Origin of the sequence: Bacillus sp. SH7-1 (assembly GCF_008042405.1) — a bacterium.
In the GTDB taxonomy this organism is placed as follows: domain Bacteria; phylum Bacillota; class Bacilli; order Bacillales; family Bacillaceae_G; genus Bacillus_A; species Bacillus_A thuringiensis_N.
Window position 1 is genome coordinate 25,807 of sequence record NZ_QNUD01000006.1, and the last position, 12,297, is coordinate 38,103.

The following is a 12,297-nucleotide window of genomic DNA, read 5'->3' on the forward strand; positions in this document are numbered from 1 at the left end:
AAGAGGTGAAAAACATGTCAATCGAATCACTATGGAGCAGCCGCTTCCAACAACATATTCAAAATATCATTACATACTTTGCACGTATGATTAACGGTTTACTATATAGCTTTATCTTTATTTCATGCGTTGGCGCATACTACTATGCTCAGTTTCTAAAAACATCTCCTTCTAAAGGAATATCTTTACTACTCATCACGATTGTACTTACATTCATTATAACGAGATGTCCTATCCGTACATTTATTCAAAAACCTGATGCTGTCTATTTACTAGCACTAGAAGAGAAATTAACTTCTTATTTCAAAAAATCTCTTCTATATAATTACATCATTCAGCTTTTCCCATTATTATTTACGTTCCTTATTCTCGTTCCACTTGCACTGCAATCATTACAATTAACTGTACCTTTCTTATGTACAATCTTTATCGTTTTAATGATTACGAAAGCTTGGAACATATACATACATTGGATGTGGCGTGATAGTCATGAAAAAAGCATATGGTTCATTATTCGTATTGCTTGTAACGCCCTCATTATTTACATGCTGTTTTATGCGGCAAATGTTCTCATATTAGGCGGATTACTCTTACTACTTACTTTCCTTTTTCTATACACGAAAAAACAGCCTACAAAACGAATACCATGGGATTACATAATCGAGCAAGAAGAAAAAATGAACGTTCGTTTCTATCAATTTGCTAGCATCTTCACCGATGTTCCGCAACTGAATAAGCAAGTAAATAAAAGAAAATGGCTTACAACTTGGATTGAACCTTTATTACATAAAAAACGAGCAACTTTCTTCTATTTACACACACTAGCATTTTTACGCGGGAATGATTATTTCGGTATATATATTCGCTTAGGGCTGATTGGTGCCTTTGCCTTATATTTTATACCAAACATATACGTAAAAGGCGCTATCGCATATATCGTCCTATATATGATCTCTATGCAGCTCCGTTCCCTATGGAAATATTTTTCGGGAAATATTATTGTAGCATTATATCCAATTGATACTGAAAAACGAATGAATCAATTTCTTCACTTAATCTTTATATTGCTAAGCATTCAACTCATTGTATTTTCAATTGTTATACTCATTGCTACAGGTCAATTTTTACATAGCCTTATCATTATGATTATCGGGTTACTTTGGATCAAATTTATTATTGTACCAAAAACGAAGCAACGCGTTTCTTCGTTTTAACAAAAAGAGTTATCTTAAAAGCCAAGGAGAAAATAAATGATCTCCTTGGCTTTTTTATTTTCCTTCCTCAAACAAGAATCACCAGAATAACCGATATTTTATGATTTTACATACAAAAATGATAATACATGTTTACGTCCTAATAAAAAGGGTATGTATTAAATTAACAGAGTAAAGGAGGGGCCTATATTGTGAATAAAAAAATGGAGCAATTGGAACACCACGTTACAGATAATCAACGCAAACATGCTTTAACAACAAACCAAGGAGTCAAAATAGCCGAGGATGAATTTTCTTTAAAGATGGGCTTAAGAGGCCCAACCTTAATGGAGGATTTCCACTTTCGCGAGAAAATGACCCACTTTGATCATGAACGAATTCCTGAAAGAATTGTTCATGCGCGCGGAGTTGGCGCACATGGTTATTTTCAGCTTTATGAATCGTTAGAAGCATATACAAAAGCAGATTTTCTTACTAACCCTTCAAAAAAAACACCTGTATTTGTACGGTTCTCAACCGTTCAAGGCTCTAAAGGATCAAATGACACAGTAAGAGATGTGCGCGGATTTGCCACAAAATTTTATACAGATGAAGGTAACTATGATTTAGTAGGTAATAATATGCCAGTATTCTTTATCCAAGATGCTATTAAATTCCCTGATTTTGTCCATGCAGTTAAACCAGAACCACATAATGATATTCCTCAGGGAGCTAGCGCTCATGATACATTTTGGGATTTTGTTGCCCATAATCCCGAGTCTACTCATATGGTTATGTGGCAGATGAGTGATCGCGCAATTCCGCGTAGTTTACGAATGATGGAAGGTTTTGGGGTTCATACATTTCGACTTATTAATAAAGAAGGAAAAGCCCATTTCGTAAAATTTCACTGGAAACCTACCCTCGGGGTTCATTCATTAGTATGGGATGAAGCTCAAAGGGTCGCTGGGAAAAATCCCGATTTCCATCGTCAAGATTTATATGAAGCAATTGAAAAAGGCGATTATCCGGAATGGGAGCTCGGATTACAGCTAATTCCAGAAGAAGATGAGCATGCATTTGATTTTGATATTTTAGACCCAACGAAATTATGGCCGGAAGAAGAAGTTCCTGTAAAACTAGTTGGTAAAATGACATTGAACAAAAACGTTGATAACTTCTTTGCCGAAACGGAACAGGTAGCTTTCCACCCTGGCCATGTCGTACCAGGTATTGATTTTTCAAATGATCCTCTTCTGCAAGGAAGATTATTCTCCTATACAGATACACAATTATCTCGTTTAGGAGGCCCTAATTTTCACCAAATTCCTATTAACCAGCCTGTATGTCCTTTTCATAATAATCAACGTGATGGTATGCATCAAATGCAAATTCATCGCGGTCAAACAAGCTATCATCCTAATGGCTTAAATGACAATCAACCAGCAACCGTGCAAGCTGAACAGGGCGGATATGAGCATTATCAAGAAAAGATTGATGGACATAAAATTAGAGGTCGCAGTAAAAGCTTCCTTAACTTTTATTCTCAAGCTAAACTTTTCTACAATAGTATGAGGCCTATTGAAAAGCAGCACATAAAAGAAGCTTTTTGCTTTGAAGTTGGGAAGTGTAAATCAGACATGGTGAAGGCAAATGTAATTGCTCTCCTAAACCACGTCGATCGTCAATTAGCACAAGAAGTCGCTAACATTATTGGAGCCCCTTTACCTAAAGAAAATCACGAAGTAAATTCAGATGCCAAATCACCTGCACTAAGTATGTCCAACACTATTTTTAAAGCTGATTCCAAAAATGTTGCAATTCTATTAAATGGTGACCCAAGCGTCTCCCTTCTGTCCGAATGGATTCAAGCTTTTGTACAGCATCGAATTAACTATAGCATCATAGATAATAAAATTTATCAGTTCAATGATTCCATTAAAGTAACTGATACTTATACAACAACAGACTCTTCCCTTTTTGATGCAGTATTAGTGTTTAGTAGTGATTCTGTCATTCACCCCCCTGTTTTAGAATTTGCAGAAACTACTTTTAAACATTTTAAACCGATAGCTCATGTCCTTAGTAATCCTCATGCTTTGGACAATAGTAAAATTAAATTAGATGGAGCAGGAGTTTACAACTTAACAGACACTTCAATTGAGTCATTTATAGAAGGCATTGCCCAAGGACGATTCTGGAACCGATAATATAATATAAGGAGCGGATTAGAATGAGTAAAAAAATTGCTATTTTAATAACGGATTATTTCGAGGACACAGAATACACAGAGCCAGCAGAAGCTTTTAAACAAAAGGGATATGAATTAACAACTATTGAAGCAGAAAAAGGTAAAACGGTACACGGTAAACAAGGAAAAAGTGAAGTTGTAATTGATAAAGGTATCAATGATGTTTCTCCAGAGAACTTTGATGCCCTCTTCATACCAGGCGGGTTCTCCCCAGATATACTTCGTGCAGATGAACGTTTTGTACGCTTTAGTAAAGCATTTATGGATGCGGAAAAACCTGTTTTCGCTATTTGTCACGGACCTCAGCTACTCATCACTGCACAAACACTTGAAGGACGTGATGTGACTGGATATAAATCTATTGAGATCGACTTGAAAAATGCCGGTGGAAATTTCCATGATAAAGAAGTAGTCGTATGCCAAAATCAGCTGGTCACAAGTAGACAACCTGAGGACATCCCGGCGTTTATTGAAGAATCGTTGCGTATATTAGGATAGCTACTTTGGTTAATTAATCTCCTTTTATTTACATGAAAATAATGAATCAGTGGGGTTTTATTCATCCCCCACTGATTATTAACCCTCACCAACTGGTCGTTTACAGGAAATCCGACCACCACAAATAGCAGGATAAATAAAAAGGGGGAATCCAAAAGTTCAGTTTAAATAATCTTTTGGATCCCCTTTTCTCGTCCCCAAATTTCTAATCACTTTTCATAGGCAGTTCTCATATAGTGAAAATGACTATATCATTCCTATCCATAAGTTAAATAATGATTTCGCACATATATAAATACAAAAGATGGGAGCCTTATTTATGAATAACAATCCACCTTCAATGCCCCCAAATCCAACGGAAACGAATAATAATGAAGTGAGCTTACAAACGTTACGCGTCATTGGACTTATTGTACTGATTAGTGGCTACATATTAGTCGCTCTTTCTGAAGTAGGCACATTAAAAAATCTTTTGCTACAGCCGAATACCACTCCAAATTTAGCTGAAGTTGATCCGTTCTAAAAATTATATAAAAGCGACTCCCAGTATAACTGGTTCGCTTTTATATCGTTTCATCCAATTTGAGAAACATTTCTCTCATCCTCATACTTCTCTTTCCCTATCGCCTTCATAAATAATAAAATACTGCTCATACCAACGATAAAATACAAAACACTCATGCCCCAAGATGCAATAAATGAACCTAGCATAACACCTAATGCCCCGTTCATTTTTGCCACTTGAAAGACCATTCCGTTAATCGCCATGTATGAACCTCTTGCCTCATTTGGCACCATATCTGCCATAATAGATTGACGCACTGGCACATACATCATCTCGCCTACCGTTTGGAAAAGCCCTGCAATTAATAAAATCCATAAACTATTGCTCGCTCCGAGTATTGTAAATCCAATTGTATAAATGAATAAACCTACATATAAGATTTTCAAATCGTTGAAGCTTTTCAGCATTTTAATAAGAAGTGCTGAACATAACACAACTAAAATTGTATTCTCCGCTGATATCCAGCTCAGCATGCGAATACCTGTTAAATCAAACGTAGCACCATTCCCAAAGAAAAAGTGCACCGTTTCAAATTCTTGCTGCAAACGTACTCCTAAATAATTATTAACCTGAAACTCTAAAGATAATGTACATATACTTGCTGCACAAAAAATTAAAAACGCTCTATCTTTCATTACGACTTTATAACTATCCGCCATATCTTTTAATACATTTTTCTTCTCTACTGTTTTTCTCGCTACATACACTTCTTCCATGTATACAGCCATCACATATAAAGTAATAACGGCAATAACTGTTAATCCGATAAACAATTGCAATCTAAAGTTCTCAAATAGTAATCCGCCAAATATTGCTCCAATTGCCATTGATAAATTAATAGCCCAATAGTTAATGGTGTACATCACTTTTCGATTTTCAGGTGTACTCACATCAATTAACATCGCCTCTGTAGCAGGATTCATAAGTCCAGATCCTAAACTATTCACTAGCATAAAGATAAATGTTAACCACGGTGAATCTACATAATCCGAATTCGCAACTCCCATACAAGCAATGGAAATGACTTGTATACTTTGACCGATAATCATCACCTTTTTACGACCAAGCCGATCTCCAACATAACCACCGTATAAACCAATTACTAATGAAGCTATGACATTAATAAGTAGTAACGCACCAGCAATCGCACTACCTAACTTTATTGAAAAATAAATCGCCATAAATGGAAAAATCATCGTGGACACAGCACGTGTTAAAAACGAAGTTATAATTCTAATTTTTATATTTCGATGCATACTCCAAAATCCCATTGTTTCCCCCTCCTTATGCTTACTTATATTACTTTGAAAAAAAGGAAGAAAAAGGTTAGAATATTCTAAAGAGTTTCCCCTTTTATGATAGAAGGAAGTGTATATATGAAAATTATGGACTATTACATTAGACTAAGACTACATGCACAAGATCAACAACATATGCGAAATAGCTTACAAGAATTAGCGGATATTTTATATTGCAGTACGAAAAACGTAAAGATTTTATTAAAGAAAATGAGCGAGGAGCAATTAATTAGCTGGACTCCAGGGCGAGGCCGCGGAAATAAAACGGAAATTCTATTTATACATAATTTCGTAGAAGCGATTGAGTCCTATACAGATGAACTGTTAGCGCAAGAAAAATTAAAAGATATCTTTCTTCTTTTAAAAGAACCCCTACCCCTTGCACTTCAAAAAAAGATAGAAAATAAACTACATCATCATTTTGGATACGAACCTTCAAATGATATGTACGATATATTAAAGATTCCTATATCGAGAAAGATATTCCCATTAGATCCGGCTTTTGTGGCTGTAACTACAGAGAGCCATCTTACGAGTCAAATTTTTGATACGTTAGTCGTTTATAACGATGTTACTGAAAAAATGGAACCACACATTGCGCATACGTGGGAATTAAGTGAAGACGGGCTTACGTGGACTTTTTATTTACGAAAGGATGTATATTTTCATAACGAAACAGTTTTAACTTCTAAAGATGTACGATTTTCATTTGAAAGACTAAAAGAAGTTCACTCTCCTTTCGAATGGTTAACAGAAGAAATTGTTCAAATTGAAACGCCATCACCACTGCAAATTCGATTTCATTTAGCAAAACCAAATTTATTTTTCTTACACTATGTAAGTTCCATACAACTAGCAATTTTACCGCGTGATGTGAGTATCGAAAATCATCATTACATAGGTACGGGACCTTTCAAACTTGCTCATTACTCTGAAGATAATATCGTACTCGAAGCGTTCACTCATTATTTTAAAGAGCGCGCGTTATTAGACCGTATTGAATTTTGGGGTATTCCTGATCATGTGCAAATAGATGCTGATTATGAACTACCAAATGAAGAAGAAAATGAAAGGCATGATATACAAATAGAAGAAATAGGTTGTATTTATGCTGGCTTCAACTTTACAAAACCTGGTCCTCATCACGACATTTACTTTCGAAAAGCTTGGAGAGAACTATATGATGTTGAAACGATACTTCGTAGCATAGAGGGGAGACGAACAATTGCTGCATCAAGCTTTTTCCCTGAAAGAAGCCGCCAAGTTTCTAAAAGGTCCTACTCTTTAGAAAAAGCAAAAGCTTATTTAAAAAAGAGCACCTATAACGGAGAAACGATACATATTTATTTCTTCGCATTTAAAGACAGTGCAAATGACGCATATTTCCTAAAAGAACGATGTGAAAGTTTAGGTATACAAGTAGAGCTTCACCCATTTCTCGTTTCAGATTATATGGATCGTTCTATCGATCAACATGCCGATATTATTTTCATGGGAGAAGTGTTTGCTGCCGATCATGAACTTGCATTCTTAAATGTATTTAAAAATAAAAGCTGCTTCGTAAGTCGGTTCATGGACCCGCACTATGAAAAACAAATTAACTGTTTACTTGATACATTTTTATTAGAAGAAAATAAAGAAAAACGCTATGAGCTCATGTATGAGATCGAAGAATTTTTACAAACAGAAAATATCATTTTATTTAACTATCACGTTTTAAAAAGAAAAACATACCCTTCTTCTTTAAAAAATGTAACAATTGATTCATTCGGCTGGGCAAATTTTGCAAAGTTATGGATACAGCCATCCATGTATTAAAGTGTGAGTTTTTATAAAAAGAGAAGGTACTACATCCTTAGTAGTACCTTCTTCACAATACAAACTACTATTTAATTACTCCATCTAAATGATCTTTCAAGTTCAATAAATACTGCTCAATATCCGGATTCTTTACCACATCATAACAGGCAAAACTCTTTAACGGACTCATCCCAAGAAACTTCTGCACGCGGTGTAAATGACTAAGCGTTGATTCTAGACTTTCCCCTTCAAAGAACTTCGTCTTATCTCCAAATGCCTTTTCAGGTGCATTCCAAGTTGTAGAGAACATATACGCTTTCTCTTTTAATAAACCACCTGTTCCATATTCATCTGCACCTTCAAAGAACAAACCGTATTCATATACTTCATCCATATACGTTTTAAATAATCCTGGAACACTAAACCAATAAATCGGTGTTTGATAAATTACAACATCAGCCCATAAAAACTTATCTTGTTCTTCTTTTATATTGTATCCATCTTGAATCGTTGTTGTTTTCACATGATGATTCTCGCTTAATACCGTTACCATATGATCCACTAACGTTTTATTTAATCGTCCTTCCTTTGTACCATATTTTTCATGTCCATTTATAATAAATATATTTTTCATCGTTTTTCTCTCCCCTACTCTATTCCTCACTTATTAACCCAAGTTGCTGTTTCAACGTAAGATTATCTTCCAAATGCCAATCTTCGGTTATCTTTCCGTCTTTCACATGCAAAATGTCTATTGCAGAAAAGCTAATATTTTTACCGTTATGCGTTCCTGTAAAAGAAAGACGAGCTGTTACTTTATCACCAACAACTAATAAATCTTCAATCTCGCAATGTATATTAGGAACGACTTTACGAAAATTTTGCGCTGCAAACTTTAATCCTTCAACACCTTGTGGTCGCCCTTTCGGCAACGTATTATCGAAAAAATCTTTCGTAACAGTCTGCGAAAGAAGCTCCTCTTTACCTGTATCCCAAAATGCATAAAAACGCTGCGCTGCATGAACCATTTCGGTCGCTTCCATTTTACTTAGTGAAGGATCGATTGTCATTGTTTTTGCCTTTGGCATTTCTTTTAATAACTGGACTTCAGTTTTTTGTTCCGCGCCGCATGCTACAAGTACAATACAAACAACAAACAAACTAAAGAATCCAAACAACTTTTTTATCCCCATGAAAATCACCACCTCCTCATCTAAACCCTTTGTATTTCGTATTGCTATTGTATATGTATTAACTTCCTATATGGAAGTAGTGATATTTTTTTCATATAGTTACCAAAAGTATAGTTTTGTGATACTATAAAGCAAATTCATTCAAAAAAATTTATGGAGGCTAGTTCCATGAACAATATAGATCCAGTTGAATTAACAAAAGGGTTACCTGGCATACCTTGTCCTATCGCTAAAACGCTTGATGTAATTAGTACAAAATGGACGTTTTTAATCATCCGTGACCTTCTTATCGAAGGAACATTACGCTTTAGTGATTTACAAAAATCAATGGATGGCATTAGCCCGAAAACATTATCGCTTCGACTAAAAGAACTAGAAGCTCAAGGGATTATAACGAGAAAAGTATATCCAGAAGTTCCGCCTCGTGTAGAGTACACATTAACGGATAAAGGAAAACAATTAGAGGGGATATTCATTGAATTAAAACGGTTTGGATTAAATTTATAAAACAAAAACCCCTTACTATCGTAAGGGGCTTTATTACTTCGCAAAACTCTCAGCTAGCTGTTTCTCTCTCCACATAAATGTAATACCGAGACCAACTATTAAAACAACTCCTGAAAATGCATATGGATAATGAATGTTCATATCAAATAATATTCCGCCCATGGCAGGTCCTGCGATATTTCCTAAACTCGTATAAGTCGAGTTCATACCAGCAACGAATCCTTGCTCTTTTCCAGCTGCCTTTGATAAAAACGTCGTTAAAGCTGGACGAAGTAAATCAAATGCAAGGAAAATAAAGCAAGTAACGAGAAGTACAATCCAATAATTAAAGACTACAGTTGAAACGAACGCTAATACTGCACCTACAATTAAACATATTTGAATTAATACTTTTTCGCCAAACATGTCAACTAATTTTCCAAACATAAATACTTGCACAACTACCCCAAAGATTGAACTAATTGTAATAATTGCAGCAATATCTTTCGGTGTGAATCCAAACTTATGATCAGAAAACAGACTAAACACAGTTTCATATGCCGATAAACCGAATGCAAGTACAAATACAATAATAAATGCGATTGCATACATTGGATGTAATGACTTCTTTAAATCTCCAATAAAACTTGATTCTTTCGTATTAGAAGAAATCTCTGCAAGCTCTTCTTTCGTTAACGGTTCTTTTAAAATAAAGATCGAAATCACACATGCTACAAAGGCAATTACTGCTGCAACGAAAAACGGCACACGTATACCGTATTCTGCAATAAATCCGCCAATTCCAGGCCCTATAATAAATCCGGTACTAATCGCCGCAGACAAGTATCCCATCGCCTTTGGACGTTCCTGCATAGATGTAATATCAGCAACATATGCCGTAACACCAGGCATAATAAATGCAGCACTAATTCCGCCTAACACCCTCGCTGCATAGAGCATCCATACATCTGTTCCTAATCCAAAAAGAAGCTCTGAAACACCAAAAATAAATAATCCAATGATTATCATTTTCTTCCTACCATAAAGGTCGACCCACCGGCCTGTAATAGGTGAGGCAATAAGCTGAGCCATTGCAAACACTGCAACGAGATAACCCATCGTCTTCCCTGTCAAACCCATATCATTCATAAAGGACGGCATAACCGGAATGATTAATCCAATCCCTAAAAAAGCGATAAATATATTACTCAAAAGAATGACCAATACCATCTTTTGTTCTTTTATCGGTTTCTTCACTTTTTCACACCTCTTCCCATAAATTCCTCTCAAAAAATAATGCCCAAGAAGCTTTTCTTTATCCTGCTCTTTGTGGGCTAATCATGAGTAGAGATATCCCACTCATTAGAATTTCACTCTATCCTTCCACACATACATAAGTATCAGGTGAATGACTATCATTCAGTTTTCCTCAAAAATGAACCTACCTTCTCAGACAGGTTCATCTTACTACTTCTTTATATGTAGTGCATGTGTTAAAAAATCTAGTACTTCTGCCTTTTGTAGCTCGACTTGCTCATCATCTTTATGATCATATAAATAAACTTGTTCCGCTGCTGATTCAACAAGGGCGATAAATAACTTCGCTGTTCTTTCTGCATGAACCGAATCACGAATTTCACCAGCTTCTTTCGCCTCATTTAAAAATTCACTTAACCACATATAAAGAGGCTCATACACAGCTTCCCATTCTTTTATATGTTCTGTAGATGCAAGACCCGCATACATTAAAGCTTGTATTTCACGATATTCAGCTATGAAGTGAAACACCGCATCTATTACTTGCGTAACTTTACTTGAGAAAGGCGCTTCGTTTTGCACTTTTTCTTTCACTGCAAGTATCATCTTTTCGACCATCACTTCTGCTATTGCAGGCATAACAGATAGCTTAGAAGGAAAATATAAATAGAAAGTTCCTTGCGCAATGCCAGCTAATTTCACGATATCAGAAATCTTCGTTTTTTCAACGCCCTTTTCCTGAAACACTTCAATCGCTGCATAGACAATTTTCTCTTTTTTATTCATCATCTAAACCCTTTCACACGCGTATTGAATGACTGTCACTCATTTTATAAGATAATCGATTGTACTGTCAATGATAGTGAACTCTAAGAGGAAATCATTTTTTAATATTAAAAATCTCCTAACAAACCACTAGGAGATCAAATGTAGTATATCTTTACGAAAGAGCCTTTAATCCTGTCACTCCGCATACAATAAGAGCCACACTAATGATACGTGCTTTACTTTTCGACTCACCAAACAGGAACATGTTTAATAAAACGGCACCTGCTGTTCCAATACCAATCCAAACCGCATAAGCGACACTTACTTGTAAGAATAAGAAAGATGTATACAAGAATGCGAAGGATGTAGCAAATCCGCCTATATAAATCGCACCATTGGCTAACGTCTTATCTTTACTATACATTTTAAGACCGATCACACCGACTATTTCACTAATTGCAGCACAAAATACGAAAAACCAACCCATCTTTAAGCAGCTCCTTCCATAGTTTCTTCTTTATTATCAGCTAGCTTTAAACCGATAACGCCAGCTACAACCATCACGATAAAGAATAATTTCCCTACACTGAAACTGCCGCCAAAAAGAAATACATCCATTAAGAAAGTACCTACCGTACCAGCTCCGGCGAAAACAGCATATACAGTTCCTGTCGCAAGATGTTCACACGCTTTAGTAAGGAAGTGAAAATCAACAGCGATAACTCCTAAAATAACGATCCAATGCCACCAAGTATTAGCCGTATTAAAACCAAACACCCAAAAAATTTCAAAGATACATGTTAATACGACATATAACCAAGCTTTATTTTTCATACCTCTCACCTCTTATGACTGACTATCAGTCATTTTTGTTTTAAAAAAATATTCTCTTTCATCACTACTATATATAAACAACTATCATCCTCATTTACCATTTATATTTGTTTCGCTTTCAAACTAACTACATTCTGTCACAGAAAATGACTGA

At 35.5% G+C, this 12,297-nt stretch carries 13 protein-coding genes; 6 read left to right on the top strand and 7 right to left on the bottom strand.

All coding sequences use genetic code 11. From position 1 onward, the window contains the following. Positions 1 to 14 precede the first annotated feature (14 nt). The 4 genes from DN390_RS05670 to DN390_RS05685 all read left to right on the top strand — a co-directional run bounded on the left by DN390_RS05670 (position 15) and on the right by DN390_RS05685 (position 4,465). Positions 15 to 1,214 carry an ABC transporter permease gene (locus DN390_RS05670; RefSeq protein WP_147806783.1) on the top strand — a complete coding sequence of 400 codons (1,200 nt, stop codon included), beginning with the start codon at positions 15 to 17 and terminating at the stop codon, positions 1,212 to 1,214. A gap of 191 nt (positions 1,215 to 1,405) precedes the next feature. Continuing rightward, positions 1,406 to 3,403: a catalase gene (locus DN390_RS05675; RefSeq protein ID WP_147806784.1), complete on the top strand. Its 1,998-nt coding sequence runs from the start codon at positions 1,406 to 1,408 to the stop codon at positions 3,401 to 3,403. Positions 3,404 to 3,426: 23 nt separating this feature from the next. Continuing rightward, on the top strand, positions 3,427 to 3,942 hold the full coding sequence (locus DN390_RS05680; RefSeq protein WP_147806785.1) for a type 1 glutamine amidotransferase domain-containing protein: 516 nt from the start codon (positions 3,427 to 3,429) through the stop codon (positions 3,940 to 3,942). A gap of 319 nt (positions 3,943 to 4,261) precedes the next feature. Beyond that, complete coding sequence (locus tag DN390_RS05685; protein ID WP_147806786.1) at positions 4,262 to 4,465, top strand: hypothetical protein; 204 nt, start codon at positions 4,262 to 4,264, stop codon at positions 4,463 to 4,465. A gap of 50 nt (positions 4,466 to 4,515) precedes the next feature. Here DN390_RS05685 and DN390_RS05690 read toward each other — a convergent pair whose 3' ends face one another. Beyond that, a complete protein-coding gene (locus DN390_RS05690) occupies positions 4,516 to 5,778 on the bottom strand; it encodes an MDR family MFS transporter (RefSeq protein ID WP_147806787.1) in 1,263 nt (420 codons plus the stop codon). A gap of 84 nt (positions 5,779 to 5,862) precedes the next feature. Here DN390_RS05690 and DN390_RS05695 point away from each other — a divergent pair, with 84 nt between their 5' ends. Further along, complete coding sequence (locus tag DN390_RS05695) at positions 5,863 to 7,623, top strand: SgrR family transcriptional regulator (protein ID WP_147806788.1); 1,761 nt, start codon at positions 5,863 to 5,865, stop codon at positions 7,621 to 7,623. Between the two features lie 67 nt (positions 7,624 to 7,690). Here DN390_RS05695 and DN390_RS05700 read toward each other — a convergent pair whose 3' ends face one another. Together DN390_RS05700 and DN390_RS05705 are read right to left on the bottom strand one after the other, a co-directional pair. Then, positions 7,691 to 8,239 carry an NAD(P)H-dependent oxidoreductase gene (locus DN390_RS05700; RefSeq protein WP_087966942.1) on the bottom strand — a complete coding sequence of 183 codons (549 nt, stop codon included), beginning with the start codon at positions 8,237 to 8,239 and terminating at the stop codon, positions 7,691 to 7,693. A 19-nt stretch (positions 8,240 to 8,258) separates the two neighbouring features. Next, entirely contained in the window at positions 8,259 to 8,798 is a 540-nt protein-coding gene (locus DN390_RS05705; protein ID WP_147806789.1) for an ester cyclase, read from the bottom strand. Between the two features lie 168 nt (positions 8,799 to 8,966). On the opposite strand from DN390_RS05705, the gene DN390_RS05710 reads away from it, so the two are divergent. Continuing rightward, a complete protein-coding gene (locus DN390_RS05710) occupies positions 8,967 to 9,305 on the top strand; it encodes a winged helix-turn-helix transcriptional regulator (protein WP_060629687.1) in 339 nt (112 codons plus the stop codon). A 33-nt stretch (positions 9,306 to 9,338) separates the two neighbouring features. On the opposite strand, the gene DN390_RS05715 is transcribed toward DN390_RS05710, so the two are convergent. The 4 genes from DN390_RS05715 to DN390_RS05730 form a co-directional block, all read right to left on the bottom strand. Beyond that, positions 9,339 to 10,541, bottom strand: a complete 1,203-nt coding sequence (locus tag DN390_RS05715; RefSeq protein WP_064473855.1) for an MFS transporter — start codon at positions 10,539 to 10,541, stop codon at positions 9,339 to 9,341. Between the two features lie 210 nt (positions 10,542 to 10,751). Further along, positions 10,752 to 11,330, bottom strand: a complete 579-nt coding sequence (locus DN390_RS05720) for a TetR/AcrR family transcriptional regulator (RefSeq protein ID WP_147806790.1) — start codon at positions 11,328 to 11,330, stop codon at positions 10,752 to 10,754. A gap of 151 nt (positions 11,331 to 11,481) precedes the next feature. Beyond that, the gene (locus DN390_RS05725; protein WP_000539670.1) at positions 11,482 to 11,796 is read right to left on the bottom strand and encodes a DMT family transporter; all 315 of its coding nucleotides are present in this window, start codon (positions 11,794 to 11,796) and stop codon (positions 11,482 to 11,484) included. A gap of 2 nt (positions 11,797 to 11,798) precedes the next feature. Further along, positions 11,799 to 12,143, bottom strand: a complete 345-nt coding sequence (locus DN390_RS05730) for a DMT family transporter (RefSeq protein WP_147806791.1) — start codon at positions 12,141 to 12,143, stop codon at positions 11,799 to 11,801. Positions 12,144 to 12,297: the final 154 nt, after the last annotated feature.